This window comes from Grimontia sp. AD028 (assembly GCF_000973155.1).
Lineage (GTDB): Bacteria > Pseudomonadota > Gammaproteobacteria > Enterobacterales > Vibrionaceae > Enterovibrio > Enterovibrio indicus.
The window spans coordinates 46,386-64,433 of record NZ_LASY01000030.1; the positions used below are offsets into that span (position 1 = coordinate 46,386).

The 18,048-nt window shown below is 51.1% G+C and carries 20 protein-coding genes; 17 read left to right on the top strand and 3 right to left on the bottom strand.

Annotated features, from left to right (window positions below; genetic code table 11):
* Positions 1 to 2: 2 nt before the first annotated feature.
* The 3 genes from RN22_RS07450 to RN22_RS07460 are packed head-to-tail and all read right to left on the bottom strand — an operon-like array spanning position 3 to position 2,773.
* Positions 3 to 1,235, bottom strand: coding sequence for an NAD(P)/FAD-dependent oxidoreductase (locus tag RN22_RS07450; RefSeq protein WP_046303749.1), 1,233 nt, complete (start codon positions 1,233 to 1,235; stop codon positions 3 to 5).
* Between the two features lie 46 nt (positions 1,236 to 1,281).
* Entirely contained in the window at positions 1,282 to 2,352 is a 1,071-nt protein-coding gene (locus RN22_RS07455; RefSeq protein WP_046303750.1) for a methyltransferase, read from the bottom strand.
* Positions 2,353 to 2,377: 25 nt separating this feature from the next.
* Positions 2,378 to 2,773: a hypothetical protein gene (locus tag RN22_RS07460; protein ID WP_156168181.1), complete on the bottom strand. Its 396-nt coding sequence runs from the start codon at positions 2,771 to 2,773 to the stop codon at positions 2,378 to 2,380.
* A gap of 155 nt (positions 2,774 to 2,928) precedes the next feature.
* Here RN22_RS07460 and RN22_RS07465 point away from each other — a divergent pair, with 155 nt between their 5' ends.
* From RN22_RS07465 to RN22_RS07545, 17 genes are read left to right on the top strand one after another with little or no spacing between them, the layout of a single operon-like run.
* A complete protein-coding gene (locus tag RN22_RS07465) occupies positions 2,929 to 3,672 on the top strand; it encodes a beta-ketoacyl synthase chain length factor (protein ID WP_197076267.1) in 744 nt (247 codons plus the stop codon).
* Positions 3,660 to 4,478, top strand: a complete 819-nt coding sequence (locus RN22_RS07470) for a 1-acyl-sn-glycerol-3-phosphate acyltransferase (RefSeq protein ID WP_046303752.1) — start codon at positions 3,660 to 3,662, stop codon at positions 4,476 to 4,478. The genes RN22_RS07465 and RN22_RS07470 overlap by 13 nt, the downstream gene beginning before the upstream one ends.
* On the top strand, positions 4,459 to 4,716 hold the full coding sequence (locus RN22_RS07475; RefSeq protein ID WP_002537546.1) for a phosphopantetheine-binding protein: 258 nt from the start codon (positions 4,459 to 4,461) through the stop codon (positions 4,714 to 4,716). The genes RN22_RS07470 and RN22_RS07475 overlap by 20 nt, the downstream gene beginning before the upstream one ends.
* A gap of 6 nt (positions 4,717 to 4,722) precedes the next feature.
* A complete protein-coding gene (locus RN22_RS07480; protein ID WP_046303753.1) occupies positions 4,723 to 4,977 on the top strand; it encodes an acyl carrier protein in 255 nt (84 codons plus the stop codon).
* Between the two features lies 1 nt (position 4,978).
* Positions 4,979 to 5,533, top strand: a complete 555-nt coding sequence (locus tag RN22_RS07485) for a hypothetical protein (protein WP_046303754.1) — start codon at positions 4,979 to 4,981, stop codon at positions 5,531 to 5,533.
* Positions 5,530 to 6,891, top strand: a complete 1,362-nt coding sequence (locus tag RN22_RS07490; protein ID WP_052737506.1) for an AMP-binding protein — start codon at positions 5,530 to 5,532, stop codon at positions 6,889 to 6,891. The genes RN22_RS07485 and RN22_RS07490 overlap by 4 nt, the downstream gene beginning before the upstream one ends.
* A 30-nt stretch (positions 6,892 to 6,921) precedes the next feature.
* Positions 6,922 to 7,272, top strand: coding sequence for a 3-hydroxyacyl-ACP dehydratase (locus RN22_RS07495; protein ID WP_046303755.1), 351 nt, complete (start codon positions 6,922 to 6,924; stop codon positions 7,270 to 7,272).
* Positions 7,269 to 8,948, top strand: coding sequence for a glycosyltransferase (locus tag RN22_RS07500; protein ID WP_046303756.1), 1,680 nt, complete (start codon positions 7,269 to 7,271; stop codon positions 8,946 to 8,948). Before RN22_RS07495 ends, RN22_RS07500 begins: the two co-directional genes overlap by 4 nt.
* Positions 8,929 to 10,473 carry a histidine ammonia-lyase gene (hutH, locus tag RN22_RS07505; protein ID WP_046303757.1) on the top strand — a complete coding sequence of 515 codons (1,545 nt, stop codon included), beginning with the start codon at positions 8,929 to 8,931 and terminating at the stop codon, positions 10,471 to 10,473. The genes RN22_RS07500 and hutH overlap by 20 nt, the downstream gene beginning before the upstream one ends.
* Positions 10,473 to 10,901, top strand: a complete 429-nt coding sequence (locus RN22_RS07510) for a thioesterase family protein (protein ID WP_046303758.1) — start codon at positions 10,473 to 10,475, stop codon at positions 10,899 to 10,901. The genes hutH and RN22_RS07510 overlap by 1 nt, the downstream gene beginning before the upstream one ends.
* Positions 10,891 to 11,505 carry an outer membrane lipoprotein carrier protein LolA gene (locus RN22_RS07515; RefSeq protein ID WP_046303759.1) on the top strand — a complete coding sequence of 205 codons (615 nt, stop codon included), beginning with the start codon at positions 10,891 to 10,893 and terminating at the stop codon, positions 11,503 to 11,505. The genes RN22_RS07510 and RN22_RS07515 overlap by 11 nt, the downstream gene beginning before the upstream one ends.
* Entirely contained in the window at positions 11,489 to 13,795 is a 2,307-nt protein-coding gene (locus RN22_RS07520) for an MMPL family transporter (protein WP_046303760.1), read from the top strand. Before RN22_RS07515 ends, RN22_RS07520 begins: the two co-directional genes overlap by 17 nt.
* The gene (locus tag RN22_RS07525) at positions 13,792 to 14,367 is read left to right on the top strand and encodes a DUF3261 domain-containing protein (protein ID WP_046303761.1); all 576 of its coding nucleotides are present in this window, start codon (positions 13,792 to 13,794) and stop codon (positions 14,365 to 14,367) included. Before RN22_RS07520 ends, RN22_RS07525 begins: the two co-directional genes overlap by 4 nt.
* Positions 14,368 to 14,384: 17 nt before the next feature.
* Complete coding sequence (locus RN22_RS07530) at positions 14,385 to 15,590, top strand: beta-ketoacyl-[acyl-carrier-protein] synthase family protein (protein ID WP_046303762.1); 1,206 nt, start codon at positions 14,385 to 14,387, stop codon at positions 15,588 to 15,590.
* On the top strand, positions 15,587 to 16,051 hold the full coding sequence (locus RN22_RS07535; RefSeq protein WP_046303763.1) for a hotdog family protein: 465 nt from the start codon (positions 15,587 to 15,589) through the stop codon (positions 16,049 to 16,051). Before RN22_RS07530 ends, RN22_RS07535 begins: the two co-directional genes overlap by 4 nt.
* A complete protein-coding gene (locus RN22_RS07540) occupies positions 16,048 to 16,773 on the top strand; it encodes a 3-ketoacyl-ACP reductase FabG2 (protein WP_046303764.1) in 726 nt (241 codons plus the stop codon). The genes RN22_RS07535 and RN22_RS07540 overlap by 4 nt, the downstream gene beginning before the upstream one ends.
* Entirely contained in the window at positions 16,770 to 17,996 is a 1,227-nt protein-coding gene (locus tag RN22_RS07545) for a beta-ketoacyl-ACP synthase (RefSeq protein ID WP_046303765.1), read from the top strand. Before RN22_RS07540 ends, RN22_RS07545 begins: the two co-directional genes overlap by 4 nt.
* Positions 17,997 to 18,048 lie beyond the last annotated feature (52 nt).

An 18,048-nucleotide genomic window follows, 5' to 3' on the forward strand; every position in this document is an offset into this window, starting at 1 on the left:
TCTTATGCCTCGGCGCAGATTTTCGCTAAGGTTTCGAGCCTTCTCACTGGCTCATCCACATACGGATTGTCGGTGTCCCACGCATAACCCGCCAGAATCGAACATACCATGCGTTTGATTTTCGGATCTGGGCTTGGATAGAAAATCACATCCTGCAATGTGCCCTTATACCAACCTTCCACATAGCAGCGGAAAGTATCGACACCACGCAAAAGTGGTTTTTCGTACTCGTTCAGCCAATCCACTTTTTCACCTGATAGCTGACGACTCAGAGAATTGACCGCAAGTTCGGCCGATTTCATCGCAATGGTCACACCGGAAGAAAATACCGGGTCAAGAAACTCACCCGCATTACCGAGCAACGCAAACTTGTCGGTAGCCAGCGTGCTCACATTCGCAGAATAGCCACCAATCATACCTGGCTGGTTGGGATATTCCGCATTCGCGAGTAATTGCGCGAGCCAAGGTTCTTCACTCGCCAGTTGTTTGATAGCCTCAATTTGGTCATCAGGATAATTCGCAAAGAAACCCGGCTCACCAACAATGCCGAAAGAGCAGGTGCCGTTGCTGAAAGGGATCAGCCAATACCAGACATCATGATTATCAGGATGCACAGAGATCAGAATCTTGTCTCTGTCATATTCAGTCGCATCAATGTTGTCGACAATATGGGTAAAAATCGCCTGTCGTGGCGGAAGGCATGACGGACTCTCAAGTTCAAGCAACCTTGGCAACACACGACCAAAACCGCTCGCATCAAGTATAAAATCCGCCTGAAGCTGGTAGGGTTCACCCTGCGTGTCTTTTACATAAAGAACCGGCTTGTCAGCATTCACATCCACCGCTTCAATCTCGTGTTGATAGCGAATAGTCACGCCTTGCCTTTCTGCGTCATCAGCCAGCACTTTGTCGAACACCGCACGTTGAACCTGATAGGTTGTGCCTGCGCCCGGTGAGAACTTGTCAGTAAAATCAAAGCTGATGTAGCGTCCTTCGCGATTGAACGCCGCACCGTTTTTAAACTGAAAACCCGCTTCGTTGACGGCATCCAACATGCCCGCCGCGCGGATAGACTCCATGCAGGCAGGCAGCAGACTTTCACCAATAGAGAATCGGGGGAATGTCGTTTTCTCAAGCACCAGTACATCAATGCCTTTCTGGTTCAGCAGCGCAGCAGCAATTGCCCCGGATGGGCCTGCGCCAATAATTGCTACTTGAGTGGTTTCCAACTTCAAGAAATGGACTCCTTTCAACTTTTCAAAACGGTAACGACATGTGCCGTTAAGGACGGGCTTTCAATGTTAGCAGGGTATGCCCCAAGCCGATATTGTCAGTTTGCTCTGCAACCTCAAAACCTGCCTCTTCGACAATCTGCAAAAACTCTTCACAGCGGTAGAAACGGCTATTTCCGTTCGCCAAACACGTAAAGTACAGCGAGGTGGCATTTAAACTGTATGAGGCTGCTTCATATTTCTGCGCATCCCAGAAAAGCTCCAGAATATAAACCGTTGCTTGAGGAGACATTGCCTGACGAACGCGGCGCAAAATACTCAAGATTTCCATTGGCGAGAAACAATCAAGGAACTGACTCATCCACCAAACGTCTGCGCCTTCTGGCAGAGAAATAGAGTTATCCAGCGCATTGAATGGATGACCTTTAATTCGCCCTTCCAGACCATTTACCTTGGCCTGTTCCAGCGCCATTTCAATTTGCTGGGGCAGGTCGATAATGGTGACTTCCACGTCTGCATCGTAATTGCAGCATTGTGTTGCCCATTTACCGGTGTTGCCTCCGATATCGAATAGCTTCTTCGGTTTGGAAGTGAACACTTTTTCAAGCAGCAAAGGGAATGAGCGATCGGAATAGAAGTGATCAAACTGGAACCAGCTTTCCTTGGCTTTGTCCGGTAGCGTCGAGAGGCCTTCATAGATCGAGCTCCACTGCCCCAACTCTTTGAGTCCTGCAGGGCTACCCGTCTCTATCGACTCCGTCAGATGCGCCATCGCGGCATAACAAACGTCCGCCGTAAAATCCATATTGGCACGGGTCATTCCGTCGTAAAGCAGAAAATGCCCCACATTCGCCAATACATAGTTTGGCGACTGCCATGTCACGATATGCGCACTGACTGCCATATCAAGCAACACCTTCACGCCATACTCAGACACACCGGTTTTTCCAGCAATCGCTGCCGCATTCAAACCTTGGGAACCAGCATCGTCCAATGCTGCTAAAACACCGAGATCCCGCAAGGTTCGCGCCGCATGAAAAACAATAGGCGCAAAAGCTAACTTTTGCGCCTCAGTTTTTGCATTCAAAGCGTTATAAGGATCCGCTTGAAATGAATTCACTCTTTAACCTACTACTTAAACGTTTTTACTGGGAAGCTGCCGCCAATACCGCCAGTTTTTTGCGGATATCGACATCTAAATTATTGACCCAGCGGTTGTAATTACGGTGGATTTTACCGCCGCTTTCCATCAGGTTTTCTGATTCCACATAATTGATGGAATAACTTTTATCGTTGTAAGGAATATCGATAACCGCGCGGTGCGAACGCACGAATAATTCGCCACGAATGACGCCTGGGGTGGTTTCAGTCATGATCCATCCACGATCAATACCTGATTCAATGATTGCCTGTTTCACTGACGCAGCGGGGATATTGAAAGCAACCGGAGCATTCACCACTTCTTTAATCGGTTGAACACGATTACAGCCCACCAAAGCAAAACCCATTGCCAACAAAACTAGATATTTTTTAAAGTTCACGACTGACTCCCTATTCGTTTTTAATTCCTTGGTTGCGTGATGTAGCCATTGCGATATGATCGTCTTCTGACTTCCTGCCAAGTGAAGTATTAAACACTGCTCAAGGACTCAATACCTTGATCAGCCACATAATCAAGGATGTTATAGCACCACCGATGAGCAGTATTCAATTTAATATCCAGAGACTTTATGCTTTGTCACCAGGATTAGAAAATCCTGAAAGTTGGACAGCTTGGCAGAAAGCTCAATGTCAGTGGCCTGAAGATGCTGGGGCACCCGTTGCCAGCGCCATCCCAGCAATGATGCGACGCCGCATGAGCCCGCTGAGCAAAATTGTGGTGCAGGTAGCGGCAACATTGTCAGCTGACGAGGACATCGCCTATTCGGTCTTTTCTAGCCGTCATGGTGAACTTCAGCGAACCCTGCAGTTACTTCAGGAAATTCTGGCTGGTGAGCCTGCTTCGCCCACGGCTTTCTCGCAATCCGTGCATAACACCGCTGCAGGCTTATTCACTATCGCGACGAAAAAGCCTATCCCGGCCACATCTCTCGCGGGTGGTGCTGATGGGTTTCACTATGCCTTGCTCGAAGCCTTCATTTACCTCAATCAACACCCAGATAAAAAAGTGTTAGTTGTCGATTTCGACGCGCCACTACCCGATGTTTACGCCCAGTTCGAACCCTATACAACCGCACCTTATGCGATAGGAATAGTGCTCCAAGCCGGCGATCAAATTCAGGTTCAGCGCTCAGCATCGGGCTCAGATACAGACATTACATCCTTGCCACAAGCACTGGAGTTCTATCGTCAGTGGCTGGGTCAAAATACCCGTTTTGAAATGCAAAGTGCCCGTCAGCACTGGTCTTGGCAGGTGGGAGATTTTGAATGTTCCGATTAATAAGCAAATGGTGGCGGGTGTTGGCAACAGGCTTTTGTTTCAGCCTGTTTGGCCTCGGTGGCCTATTCCTGACCTTTATCGTTTGTCCTTTGATGACGTTCAGCGCGAAAAGCGCTAAGGAAAGAGAGCTCCGCGTCCAACGCATTATTCAAAAGACCTTCACCATCTTTTGTCTGACCATGAAGTACACCGGTGCGATTAACTATAAAATCACCGGTGGCGATATTCTTCGCGAAGACAGTAACTGCATCATCCTCGCCAACCATCCTAGTTTGATTGACTACGTGTTGATCACTTCCCAGCTCCCACAGTGTGACTGTCTGGTCAAATCCGCTATCTGGCACAATCCCTTTATGAAAGGCATTGTCAAAGCGGCAGGATACATTCCGAACAACAGCCCGGATGACTTGCTTGAGCGTTGCGCAGAACGACTCAGCGACGGTAATGTCCTGCTTGTTTTCCCGGAAGGCACCCGAACCACACCAGGTGTTGAATCTTCACTGCAACGCGGCGCATCTCAAATTGCTGTCCGCACCCAGACCGACATCCGCTTGGTGCATATTACTGTTACACCTAGCTTTCTCACGAAAGAGAAAAAGTGGTACCAAGTTCCGGACGTACGCCCCTTTTTTCATGTTGAGGTGAAGGGTAAGATAGCGGCGAGTGAATTTATCGATTCAGATATTGCAGAAGCGACGGCAGCCCGTCGCCTCAATAGACGACTCAAAAGGGAACTATTCCCACACAATAATAAAATTGAACAGCAAACAAACATAGAAGGCTACAGTGGACACATTACACAATGAAATAAAGCAGCTGATCATTGAGGCACTTAATCTCGAAGATCTGACGGTTGAAGATATTGATACCGATGCGCCACTTTTTGGGGAAGGGTTAGGTTTAGATTCCATCGACGCACTTGAGCTTGGACTGGCAATTAAAAAAGCTTACAACGTGGTCATTGATGCCGATGACAGCAATACTCGCGAGCATTTTTCCTCAGTGGCAAATCTAGCGAAGTTCATTTCGGCCAACAAAGCGTAATATAAAATGACAGAAGTAAATAAAGCAGAAATATTTGAACAGGTTCGCGACGCTCTGGTGGAATTATTTGAGTTAGATCCTGCCGACATTATTCCTGAAGCCAAACTTTATGAAGAGCTTGATCTAGACAGTATTGATGCTGTGGATCTGGTTGTTCATCTGCAAAATACCACCGGCAAGAAAATTAAACCGGAAGAGTTTAAGTCTGTACGCTCTGTACAAGACGTTGTAGATGCCGTTGCAGACTTGCTAGCAGCTTAAAATGCGAAAGTTCAGCGCACTGGCAGGCCTTCTCCTGCTCGCTTATCCCTTGGCGGTTTACGCCGGGATTTCGCACGGAGGAGTTGGCCCTGTTGCGTTGTTGCTTGGCGTGCTGTTCTTGCTTCGGATGACTTCCAGCAAGGTGCTGGGAAATAGCCCGCTGAGACATGTCGCGACGACGACAGGAATCATTGGCCTTCTGCTGGTTACTTTCAGCTATGTCTTCAAGCAACATGACTGGTTTCTTTATTATCCTGTCGCAGTCAACGCCACCATGTTTGTCGTTTTCGCCGCCAGCCTCTTCCAGCCAATGAGCATCATCGAACAGGTTGCCCGCCTTCAGGAGCCTGATTTGCCTGCTTCTGGCGTGAAATACACCCGCAACGTCACCAAAGTCTGGTGTCTGTTTTTTCTGGTGAACGGCGCAATCGCCTGGCTAACCTGCCTGATGTCGCTGGAGATCTGGACGTTATATAACGGCTTACTCAGTTATCTCGCAGCCGGCGCGCTCTTTGGTATCGAATTTATTGTCAGGAAAAAGGTGCGAGCTTCGTGAATCGTTTTACGCCCTTATCATCCCTCTGTCTGTCAGAACGCGACTCGGATTTGACTGTCGCGCTGGGTGACGGTGGTAGAAAAAACTGGGGTGCATTTACTGATGATGTGGCACTGCTCGCCTCAGTATTGAAAGCATCTCCAGCGCAAACGTGGGCGCTGGCTTTTGAAGATAGCTACCTCTTTGCCACCGCATTTTTTGCCTGTGCCCATGCAGGAAAATCTCTGGTTCTGCCGGGGAATTTACAGACGGGCGCTTTAACTGAGCTTTCAATCCATTTCGACGCTATCTTGCATGACAGCCGTGTAGCAGCGCCTGTCGGCATCACCTCGGTATCACTGCCTCTGTCAGATACGCAAAGCACGTCTAGTTTAAAACTTGAAGCCTTTGATAGTCTGGCTCTCACGCTGTACACATCAGGCTCAAGTGGCGAGCCGAAAGCGATAGAAAAATCACTGTTCCAGATTCAGGAAGAGCTCACCCAACTTGAAGCCCAATGGGGAGCAGAGCTCGAAGGCACTCATATTCAAAGCACCGTATCGCACCAGCATATTTATGGTTTGTTGTTCCGCCTGCTGTGGCCGCTTTCAGCTGGGAGAACATTCCAATGCCACGATCTGGTTTACCCTGAACAAGTCGTCGCCAAAGCAGATGAACAGACGGCCTTGATCAGCAGCCCTGCACTCTTGAAACGCATGATTGAACCCGCATCCGGCCAATATCGTGCGATATTTTCTTCCGGCGGGCCTCTTCCAATATCGGCGGCGCATAGCAGCCAGTCTTGCCTCGGCGCACTACCCATCGAAGTCTATGGCAGCACCGAAACCGGCGGGATTGGTTTTCGACAGCAATCCACTGAGAGCACACCATGGCATCTGTTCAGTGGCATCTGCGCTCAATTGGATGATGTGGGCTGCCTGCAACTGCTTTCCCCTTACATCGACCCTGACCATTGGTATCAGACTGCAGATTTGTGCGAGCTTTATGACAACCATACCTTCCTGCTGAAAGGTCGTGCTGACCGCGTGGTAAAGATTGAAGAAAAGCGGGTCTCTTTGCCGGAAATCGAACAACGACTTTGCCAAAGCAATTGGATAACGGATGCTGCCAGCATTCTCCACCAGCAGGATGAAAGACAAATCATTGTCGCAGCAGTAGTATTGTCCGCAGAAGGTGAAAAGATGCTGGCTGAAACAGGGGCTGGGAAATTTAAACTGATGTTGAGACAAAGTCTTCGAGAGTGGCTTGAGCCGATTGCCATCCCGCGCCAGTGGCGCTTTGTCGACGCCATTCCTCAAAACAGCCAGGGCAAACGTCAACAGCAAGCCATTGAAGCCTTGTTTAACCGGACGCAGTAACAGCACAGCTACAACGCTTACAGGAAAAACATGCAACGCAAACCCACATTACTCAACGCAGAAACCGAAGCCAACAGCGTGATCCTAACACTGAAGGTTGATAGTGGTCTGGAAGATTTCAAAGGCCACTTCCCAACGTTTCCGATTCTGCCCGGCGTCACCCAAATCGATTTAGCCATACGCTACGCCGAAGAGTATCTGTCGCTTGATGGTCAGTTTGGTGGCATGGAGGTGATTAAGTTTCAAGACCCTATCCTGCCGGAAGCCGTCGTAACCCTGACGCTGACTTGGGATGCGGAGAAACGAAAACTCTACTTCAGCTACCAATCCAAAGACAGAGCCCATTCTTCAGGCCGCGTTTTGATCAGCGAGGCGAAATGAGCCACTACTCACCTTGCTTTCTCATCCCCTGCTACAACCACGGTGCTGCCATTGGTACTGTGGTCGATGCGCTAAAAGCGTTTGATCTGCCGATTGTTATTGTGGATGACGGCAGTGACGAGCCCACCAAAACGGTGCTGGATAGGCTCTCACAGCAGGATGACGTGACACTTCACCGCCTTGAAGAAAACCAAGGCAAAGGCGGCGCAGTGATGGCAGGCTTGAAGCAGGCACAAACCCTCGGCTTCACCCATGCACTTCAAATCGACGCTGACGGACAACATGATCTCACCGCGGTACCCGCGCTAATTGAAGAATCTCAAACGTATCCAGACTCCCTGATTTCCGGCAAACCTATCTACGATGAATCCGTACCCAAGTCCCGATTGTACGGACGTTATATCACCCACTTCTGGGTGACACTGGAAACCCTGTCGACCACCATCAAAGATTCCATGTGTGGATTCAGAGCCTACCCGCTTGCCCAGACACTCAAAGTGATTGAAGCGTCTTCACTTGGCAAACGAATGGACTTTGATATCGAAATCATGGTGCGCCTCTACTGGGATGGCTGCGATATTCGGTATATCGACACCAAAGTGATTTATCCCGAAGACGGCTTGTCGCACTTTGATGCGTTTAAAGACAACGTACGCATCAGCAAAATGCACAGCCTGCTGTTCTTTTCCATGTTGCCCAAAATCCCCCGATTGCTGGCAATGAAACGGAAGAACAGCCAACACTGGTCAGCCAGAAAAGAACGCGGCACCATTCTTGGCATCAAGCTGCTTCTGGCCACATACAGCCTGTTGGGCAGAAAAGCCTTCAGCCTGATGCTGAAACCTGTGATGTATTACTACTGGTTAACAGGCAAGGTCGCACGGGAAGCCTCTGAAGATTACCTGCAAAGAGTCGCCACCTATACCGGTGAAAAGCCACTAAGCAGTTATCACCACCTGCTCTCGTTCGGTGAAACCATGCTGGATAAACTCGCGGCCTGGAAAGGGGACTTTGACGTTTCCAATCTCACCATTACCGGTGGCGAACACTTTCGTCATCTGGTGGAAGACAAGCGCGGCGCAGTGCTGATTGGCTCCCACCTTGGCAATATCGAGCTTTGTCGCGCCCTCAGTCGTCGTCACTCAGGCGTCAAAATCAACGCGCTGGTGTTTACTGAGCATGCTGAGCAGTTCAATTCAGTGATGGACGAAGTGAACACTGACGCTTCGGTTAACCTGATGTCGGTATCAAACCTTGGCCCTGAAACTGCCATCATGCTCCAGCAAAAAATTGATGATGGCGAATGGGTGGTCATTGTCGGCGACAGAACGTCGGTGACCCGCGAAAGGCGTGTGGTCATGGCAGATTTTCTTGGCAAGCCGGCGCCTTTCCCGCAAGGGCCTTTCGTGCTTGCGTCGGTGCTGAAAGCGCCAGTTCTTTTGTTGTTTGGCCTTCGTGATGAGCAAAGCCAAACACCGCACTTCAATGTGCACTTTGAACCTTTTTACGACCCAATTCGACTGCCCCGCGGAAAGCGTGAAGAAGCGCTTCAGGAAGTGGTCGAGCAATACGCAAAGCGCCTTGAGCACTACACCCTCAAAGCCCCTTTGCAGTGGTATAACTTTTTTAAATTCTGGCAGTTAACGAGCAGCAACAATGACAAGTCACACGGATAACACCATCGTTTTCGGGGAAGCGCCCCTCACTATTGAGTCTGTTGTCGCGATTGCCAATGGCAGCCGCGCCGCGTTGAATCCTTCCGAGGAATTTACGGCGCGAATTGACCGAGGCTCACGATTCCTTGAACGTCTACTGAAAGAAGAAGGCGTGATTTATGGCGTGACCACAGGCTATGGCGACTCTTGCACCGTGGCAATCCCGCCAGCGCTTGTTAACGAACTGCCGCTGCACCTGACCCGTTTCCATGGCTGTGGTTTGGGCGACAACCTCGATCACGTACAAAGCCGTGCGGTACTGGCAACCCGCCTCAACTCGCTGACGCAAGGCGTGTCGGGCGTGACCATGGAGCTTCTGAGCCAGTTGGTCACCTTGATCAATCACGACATTTCCCCGCGCATTCCGCAGGAAGGCTCCGTCGGCGCCAGCGGTGATTTAACACCGCTGTCCTATGTTGCTGCTGCTCTAATTGGCGAACGTGAAGTGATTTACAAAGGCGAGCTTCGACCGACTGCAGAAGTCTTTGCCGAATTAGGTATCGATCCTATTACGCTGAAACCCAAAGAAGGTTTGGCGCTGATGAACGGCACGTCAGTGATGACCGCACTGGCCTGCCTCGCTTACAAGCGTGCAGAATATCTGGCGCAACTTTCTACCCGAATCACCGCCATGGTGTCGCTAGCAATGCATGGCAACGACTTCCATTTTGATGAAGCCTTGTTTGCCGTCAAACCTCACCCTGGTCAGCAGCAAATTGCCAAATGGCTGCGTGACGATTTGCAGGCAGACAAACCGCCTCGCAACAGCGACCGATTGCAAGATCGCTACTCGCTGCGCTGCGCGCCTCACGTGATTGGCGTGCTGCAGGACACCCTGCCTTGGGCTCGCCAGATGATCGAAAACGAACTCAACAGCGCAAACGACAACCCAATCATCGATGGTGACAACGAGCGCGTGTTGCATGGCGGTCACTTCTACGGCGGCCATATTGCTATGGTGATGGACTCGCTGAAAACGGCAATTGCCAACATTGCTGACCTGCTTGATCGCCAGATGGCACAGCTGATGGACTATAAGTTCAACAACGGCCTGCCGTTTAACCTCACTGGTGCTGAAGGCGATCGCAAGCCCATTAACCACGGTTTCAAAGCGGTACAAATCGGTATCTCTGCCTGGACGGCAGAAGCGTTGAAACACACCATGCCTGCGAGTGTCTTTTCACGCTCGACCGAATGTCATAATCAGGACAAGGTCAGCATGGGCACCATCGCTTCCCGTGATTGTCTGCGCGTATTGCAGCTGACCGAACAAGTCACCGCAGCCAGCCTGTTGGCTGCGACGCAAGCACTGGAAATTCGCCGTAAGCATGGCGAACTGGATTTGAATCATTTCAGCCCAGCACTTCGCACCATGACAAAACACGTGTTGGATGAGTTTGAGATGGTGATTGAAGACCGACCACTTGAGCAAGATCTTCGCCGTTTCGTCGATAACATTCAGCGGCAGGCTTGGGAGCTTTACTAATGACTGAGCGCACACTTAACGCCGAAGTGGTTCTCATGACATCCTTTCAGGATGCCGACCCGATGGGCGTTATCTATCACGGCAATTACTTCCGCTACTTTGAGGAAGCCCGCCGTGTGATGATGGAAAAGATTGATTACGGCTATCTGGCCATGAGTGCCTCAGGCTACATGTGGCCGATCATCGACACTGCCGTGCGCTACGTAAAACCTATCCAGTTCAACCAGGAAATCCGTGTCACAGCGACATTGACCGAGTACGAAAACCGTCTCCGCACTGACTACGTCATTTACGACGCCGAAAGTGGCAAACGCCTAACCAAAGGGCATACCACTCAGGTGGCAGTGTCTATCGCTGAACAGGAGATGTGTTTTGTCTCGCCTAAAGCGCTGACAGACCGACTGGAGGCATACTTCAATGCTGAGTAAGCTTGTCACTGCGCTGTTGACCTTCAGCCTGATGATATCGTGCCCCCTGACCTGGGCATTTGGACTTTCTGATCTGCAAAACACGCTGGAAAAGTCAGCCGTGATCAGCGGTGACTTCGAGCAAACCAAAGATATTGCGATGCTTAGCAAGCCTTTGGTATCAAACGGCAACTTTGTCTTGAGTGAAAAAGAGGGGCTGCTTTGGCTTCAGGCCACGCCGTTTCCCGTCACCCTGATTTTGTCTGATCAAACACTTCGCCAGAAAATGCCGGGGCAACCGGAGCAGGTCATCCATGCCAAAGATAACCCGATGGCGTTTTACTTCAGCGACCTTTTCCTTGGTCTGTTCCATGCTGATGCAGATGTCCTGAACCAACAATTTAGCTATGAGCTGGATGGCAGCCCTGAAGCGTGGACACTTGTTCTGACCCCAACCGAGGCGCCACTGACAAAAGTCTTCAGTCAAATCACTTTATCAGGCGGTCACAACATTGATGTCCTGACGATGGAAGAGCTCCGCGGTGACAAAACCACAGTGACTTTCAGCAATATCCAACGCGCATCAGCGCTGACTGACGAGGAGCGCCGTGCGTTCAACGACTAAAGCCATACTATGGCTGATTGCCCTGTTTCTTCTCGCAACCACCGCGATACTGCGCCACCCAAGCGGCGCAGCGATGCTCGACACCAACATCCTTAACCTGCTTCCTGAAAACCAGCAAGATCCCCTGGCTCAGAAAGCCTTTGATGAGCTGGCTGGCAGCATGGAAGATCAGGTACTGTTCCTCGTCTCCGCCGACACTCAAGAACAGACCCTAAAAGCCGCCCGCGCTTTTGAAGCAGAACTTCAAGCGCAGCCACTTTTCAGCAAAATAAATGGCAAATTGTCTGATGAAGAGCAATCAGCCTGGGTCAGCACCTATGCACCTTACCGATACCAATTGCTGACGCAGGAACAACGCGAGATCCTCAAGCACTCGCCTGCCATCCAGACCGCCAAGGTCATCCAACAGGTATACAACCCTTTTTCCGGGGTGACTGGCGCTGAACTTTCAGGCGACCCCTTTTTGATGTTCCGCGATTACCTACAAACGATGAACAAGCAAAACCAGCGCTTTTCCATCACAGAGGGTTATCTGACCACAGAGCAGAACGACACTTTTTATATTCTGCTCCGCGGCACGCTTTCCGGCTCAGCCTATGCCATGCAAACCCAACACCAGCTGGCAGAGCTCGCCCAATTAGAAGAAGCCACTGCCGCGCAGTTTGATGCTCAAATCTTCCATACTGGCGTGGTGTTTTATGCGGCCTTTGGGACTGACAGTGCCAAGTCTGAAATCAGCACCATCGGCGTTGGCTCACTGCTCGGCATCTTGCTTTTAGTGCTTTTGGTTTACCGTAGTCTTTTACCTGTCAGCCTGACCTTACTGTCGATTGGTACTGGCGTCGTGACGGCTTTTTCCGTATGTCTTCTGGTATTTGGGCAAATTCACCTGTTCAGCCTTGTCATTGGCGCCAGCTTAATTGGTGTCTCGATAGATTATGCCTTCCATTACCTGACCGACCGCCTCGCGTCCGGCGCTTCGTGGCGCTCAGAAGAGGGACTAAAACGCGTTTTCGTTCCCATCACCTTTGGCCTGATTTCCACGCTGATTGCTTATCTCAGCATGTTAGTTGCCCCTTTTCCGGGACTGCAGCAACTTGCACTGTTTTCAGCCGCAGGCCTGATTGGCGCTTACCTGAGTGTGATTTTTTGGTATCCGCTGTTGGCAAAACGTCCCGCGAGATATCAAACACTGCCTCTCGCAAATTCAAGCAAGGGCTACCTGACGTTATGGCAACAGCCGCTGGTGCGAGTGGCCATGCCAGTTGCTGCCTTACTGGTCGCTCTGATTGGCTTTTTTAATGCAGACTACGATGACAACATCCGCCAACTGCAATCTCTGCCACCGACCTTGCAAGAGCAGGAATCGGTCATCAAGTCAGTAACAGGCCTGAGCAGTTCCCAGCCGATGCTGCTGGTCAAAGGAAGCAGCGAGCAAAAAGTGCTGGAGCATGCTCACGCGCTCACGCCGGCACTTGAAAAACTTCGAAGTGAAAACGCCCTTTCCGGTTATCAAAACCCCGCAGATTTGGTGCCACCAGCATCGGTGCAGCGAGAGAATTTTGCGCTTGTTCAATCTCTTTATCAGTCAGAAGGTGAAAAACTCGCCGCACAAATTGGCTTGGCGACGCTGCCACAACTCCCGGGCGACATTGATATTCTGACACCCGCGAAAATGCTTAACGCTCCGAGCAGTGAGCTGTTCTCATCGCTGTGGCTGCAGCCTGCTGAAGGGCAATATGCCGCCATTGTGATGCTGCAAAACGCAACAGACATAAGCGCCATAAAACAAGCGATAGCACCTTTCCCTCAGGTGAGTGTGCTTAACAAAGCTGAAGAAGTTTCCAGCCTGTTTGGTCAGTACAGACTGCGTATTTCCATGTTGATGGGCATCGCCTGCCTGGCGATTTTGGGCGTGCTCTGCGTGCGGTTCGGCCCTCGCCGTGCGGTTCGCATTCTTACCCCGCCGTTGCTCGCGGCCGGTGTAGCCTTGACCGCAGGCGCTATCAGTCCAGTTCCTATGAATTTGTTCAACCTGCTGGCACTGTTTCTCGTGCTGGGAATTGGTATCGACTACACCCTGTTTTTCGCCGAGCACAACGACAGTTATCGCGCCTTGGTCGCCAATACCCTTGCCGCCCTCACGACCATACTCTCTTTTGGCTTGCTGTCTCTCAGCCAAACCGAAGCGATTCACAGTTTCGGTATTACTGTACTGGTGGGTGTTGTTGTCGCCTGGCTACTCGCACCATTGGCCATCCAACAGCCAGAAAAGGAGCTTCATCAATGATTCGTGTTGTACTCTGTTTGGCTTTTTCTCTGCTGCTTTCTGCTTGCGCGGCAGCGCCTGATAGCAATCACGTTGAAATCGCACCCGATAAGTTTGTCACCTTACCCGCCCCTTCAGAGTTTGAAAGCACCGTCAGCGTGAACCAGCTGATTACCGCGAAGTGGAGTGACAGTACGCAGGTGCTGCCTGTGCATCTTGAAATCACCGAATCAGACGTCGTTTTAGTGGGATTCTCCAGTTGGGGAACCCGACTACTGACGCTCAATTACGATGGACAGGCTCTGGAAACCGACAACCTCACAGGTCTGGGTGCCGTGTTGCCTGATGGAAAACAGGTGCTCATGAACCTGATGTTGACCTTATGGCCGGCCACTTCGTGGCAACCACATCTTTCACCGATTGGATGGCAACTGGTTGATGATGCTACAAGCCGAACCCTGCTCGATGAGAACGGCGAAACCGTGGCGAAAATACAGTATGATGGGCCCAAGGTTGCAGGAGGAGTTCCTGCCGATATCCAGTTTGAGCAAGTGCGCCAGCACTACCAAATCCAGATTCAAACCCTCGAATAACGGAAGAACAGATCGCAATGACCGACGCAGAGACACAAACAACTCCGGTTTATATCCATGCTTGCGGGTCGCACTCCGCACTGGGTGTGCGCTCTGAAGATATCCACCGAAATCTGCAAAGCGACAAGAGTGACGGCATCGAAGCCGAACGTTTCACTCTTAATGATGGCAAGGAAGTAATCGTGGGGCGCGTCCTGGAAGACCTTCCAGAAATCCCTGCGCAATTCCAACATCAACAGACACGAAACAACCGCCTGGCCCTGTCAGCCCTTCTGCAAATTCAGGACACTGTTAAAAACGCCATTGATAAATATGGTGAAGATCGCGTTGCCGTTATTGTCGGCTCCAGCACATCAGGCATTTCCAACGGTGAAATCGCCCTTAGCGGGCAATTGCAGACCGGCGAGCTGCCAGAGAATTATCACTACTACCAGCAAGAGCTGAGCAATCTTTCTGATTTTATCAGTGACTATTTTGGCCTCTCGGGTCCAAGCTATGTGGTTTCCACCGCTTGCTCATCGAGTGGAAAAGTGTTCCTTTCTGCTAAAAGGCTGCTGCAATCAGGTATGGCTGACGCCGTGATTGTAGGTGGTGCTGACACCCTTTGTCGTTTAACACTGAACGGTTTTCATGGCTTGGAATCTGTCTCTTCCGGGCTATGTCGCCCATTTGGCGAAGGGCGCGACGGTATCAATATTGGTGAAGCCGCCGCGTTTATGCTGCTTTCTCTCGAGCGCCCGGAAGAAGCTGAACCTATAGCATTGCTTGGCGCAGGTGACAGCTCTGATGCCCACCATATCTCAGCTCCAGAGCCGGAAGGTCGCGGCGCAGAAGAGGCCATGATAAAAGCATTGGCAGATGCCGGACTGTCTCCAGACAATATTGGTTACGTCAATGCACACGGCACCGCCACGCCTCTCAACGATGCGATGGAGTCCAAAGCCATCAGTCGTGTATTGGGTAATAATGTCCCGGTTAGCTCAACTAAGCCCCTGACAGGTCACACCCTCGGGGCCGCCAGTGCGATAGAGGCTGCCATTTGCTGGCACATTCTTCGCAACGATCTCTCGCTACCCATCCCTGGAGCACAAGCAGGTCGCGATCCAGAGATCGCGCCAATTCGTCTGGTAACAGCAAATGATAGGCTGGAAAAACACGCTATTTTGAGCAACTCGTTTGCCTTTGGCGGGAACAACGTATCGCTAATTTTTGGAAAACTATGAGTCCGCAACCACAACTTCACGAGCTGCTGCCTCACGAGGCCCCCATGATCCTTCTCGATACGCTGATTGATGTCGCTGATTTGCATGTCCACTGTCAGGTAACATCCAGTGAGAGCAGTTTGTTTTTCGATAAAAACATGAATGGTATTCCGGGCTGGGTGGGTATTGAGTTCATGGCTCAATCTGTTGCCGCGTGGTCGGGTTATCAGGCGAGCAAAGACAACAAAGCACCACCTATCGGATTTTTGCTGGGCAGCCGCCGTTACAAATGCGACACCCCCAGCTTTCCTGCCGGTGCGCTTTTAGATGTGCGTGCTAACCACGTGATGGAAAGTAATGGTATGGCCGTGTTTGCCTGCACCATTGAACATGAAGGTGAGGAACTCGCATCGGCCCAGCTCAATGCGTATGTGCCTTCAGAAGAAAAGTTACAGCAAATGTTAAAAGGAACGTCCCAATGAGTCGTGATGTATTGGTTACTGGCGCAAGCAAAGGCATTGGCCGAGCTATCGCCATTCAACTTGCCAAAGACGGTTTCAATATCGTGATCCACTATGGTCGCGACAAAGCGGGCGCTGAAGCGACGCTGGCAGACATCACCGAGCTGGGTGGTTCTGGTCGTTTAATCTCTTTTGACATTGCCAACCGCGAACAATGCCGTCTTGAACTTGAGGCGGATATGGCAACCCATGGTGGATACTATGGCGTTGTGAACAATGCAGGTGTGACAGCAGACACCGCCTTCCCGGCCATGACAGAAGGTGAGTGGGATGGCGTGGTTCATACCAACCTTGATGGTTTCTATAACGTGCTGCACCCTTGCGTGATGCCAATGATTCAGTGCCGTCGCGGTGGACGCATCGTAACCATGGCATCGGTTTCTGGTCTGATGGGTAACCGCGGACAAACCAATTACAGTGCCGCCAAAGCCGGTATTATTGGTGCTACCAAGGCACTGGCTCTGGAACTTGCAAAGCGCAAAATCACCGTAAACTGTGTGGCACCGGGCCTTATCGACACCGGTATGGTGGACGAACACGTGAAAGAACATGCCCTTCCTCAGGTGCCATTGCGCCGAATGGGCAAACCGGAAGAAGTGGCCGGTCTGGTCAGCTATCTGATGTCAGATTCCGCCAGCTACGTCACCCGACAGGTAATCTCAGTCAATGGAGGACTGATATGAATCGCAGAGTTGTTATCACTGGTATGTCCGGTGTTACTGCATTCGGTAACGACTGGCAAAGTGTCCAGCCAAAGCTTGCGGCGATGCAAAATGCCGTTCGCTACATGCCTGACTACGAGCAATATGATGGCCTGAACACCAAACTGGCCGCGCCAGTAGAAGGGTTCAGTGTGCCAAAACACTATCCACGCAAGAAAGTGCGTGGCATGGGGCGCGTTTCCCAACTTTCCACAGTGGCAACAGAAAATGCCCTCGAGCAAAGTGGCCTGATTGGCAATGAGGTGCTGACCAACGGACAGACAGGTATCGCCTACGGCTCCTCCACTGGCAGTACACCAGCGATTGGTGCGTTCGGTGTGATGCTCAACGACAAGAGCACCCGCGCCATTACCGCGACAACCTACGTGCAAATGATGCCTCACACGACCGCGGTGAATGTGGGCTTGTTCTTTGGCCTGAAAGGCCGAGTGATTCCGACCAGCAGCGCGTGTACTTCCGGCAGTCAGGCGATTGGTTACGCCTATGAAGCCATTAAGCACGGCTACCAGACCGTGATGGTGGCTGGCGGTGCGGAAGAGCTTTGCCCTACTGAATCTGCCGTTTTCGACACCCTGTTTGCCACCAGCCTGAAAAACAACGAACCGGAAAAAACACCGCGTCCGTATGACACAGAGCGCGATGGTCTGGTGATTGGTGAAGGCGCAGGCACACTGGTGCTGGAAGAATATGAGCATGCAGTTAACCGTGGTGCAAACATCATTGCCGAGATTGTTGGTTTTGCCAGCAATTGCGATGCTGCACACGTCACCCAGCCTACCAAGGAAACCATGCAGATTTGTATGGCAATGGCGCTGCGTGATGCCAATCTGGCACCAGAAAAAATTGGCTATGTTTCCGCGCACGGTACAGCAACTGAAAAAGGGGATATCGCAGAGAGCAACGCCACCGCGAATATCTTTGGCAACCAGACGCCTATCAGCTCACTGAAAAGCTATTTTGGCCACACGCTTGGCGCTTGTGGTGCCATTGAAGCCTGGCTGAGCCTTGAGATGATGAACAGTGGTTGGTTCAGTCCTACCCTAAACCTCGACAACATCGACCCAGCTTGTGGCGAACTGGACTACATCCGCGGCGAAGGGCGCCACATCGACTGTGAATACATCATGAGCAATAACTTTGCCTTCGGTGGTATCAATACATCGATTATCTTTAAGCGTGTCTAACGCGAGATCGACAGCAAAACGCCCGCATCTCTGCGTAATGCCGATCAGTTAA

Bases quoted from the DNA above. Each gene is read 5' to 3' on its own strand.
- RN22_RS07510 (WP_046303758.1), top strand. From the start codon at position 10,473: ATGACTGAGCGCACACTTAACGCCGAAGTGGTTCTCATGACATCCTTT.
- RN22_RS07540 (WP_046303764.1), top strand. From the start codon at position 16,048: ATGAGTCGTGATGTATTGGTTACTGGCGCAAGCAAAGGCATTGGCCGA.
- RN22_RS07465 (WP_197076267.1), top strand. From the start codon at position 2,929: ATGAGCAGTATTCAATTTAATATCCAGAGACTTTATGCTTTGTCACCA.
- RN22_RS07530 (WP_046303762.1), top strand. From the start codon at position 14,385: ATGACCGACGCAGAGACACAAACAACTCCGGTTTATATCCATGCTTGC.
- hutH (WP_046303757.1), top strand. From the start codon at position 8,929: ATGACAAGTCACACGGATAACACCATCGTTTTCGGGGAAGCGCCCCTC.
- RN22_RS07535 (WP_046303763.1), top strand. From the start codon at position 15,587: ATGAGTCCGCAACCACAACTTCACGAGCTGCTGCCTCACGAGGCCCCC.
- RN22_RS07525 (WP_046303761.1), top strand. From the start codon at position 13,792: ATGATTCGTGTTGTACTCTGTTTGGCTTTTTCTCTGCTGCTTTCTGCT.
- RN22_RS07470 (WP_046303752.1), top strand. From the start codon at position 3,660: ATGTTCCGATTAATAAGCAAATGGTGGCGGGTGTTGGCAACAGGCTTT.
- RN22_RS07495 (WP_046303755.1), top strand. From the start codon at position 6,922: ATGCAACGCAAACCCACATTACTCAACGCAGAAACCGAAGCCAACAGC.
- RN22_RS07545 (WP_046303765.1), top strand. From the start codon at position 16,770: ATGAATCGCAGAGTTGTTATCACTGGTATGTCCGGTGTTACTGCATTC.
- RN22_RS07480 (WP_046303753.1), top strand. From the start codon at position 4,723: ATGACAGAAGTAAATAAAGCAGAAATATTTGAACAGGTTCGCGACGCT.
- RN22_RS07515 (WP_046303759.1), top strand. From the start codon at position 10,891: ATGCTGAGTAAGCTTGTCACTGCGCTGTTGACCTTCAGCCTGATGATA.
- RN22_RS07500 (WP_046303756.1), top strand. From the start codon at position 7,269: ATGAGCCACTACTCACCTTGCTTTCTCATCCCCTGCTACAACCACGGT.
- RN22_RS07485 (WP_046303754.1), top strand. From the start codon at position 4,979: ATGCGAAAGTTCAGCGCACTGGCAGGCCTTCTCCTGCTCGCTTATCCC.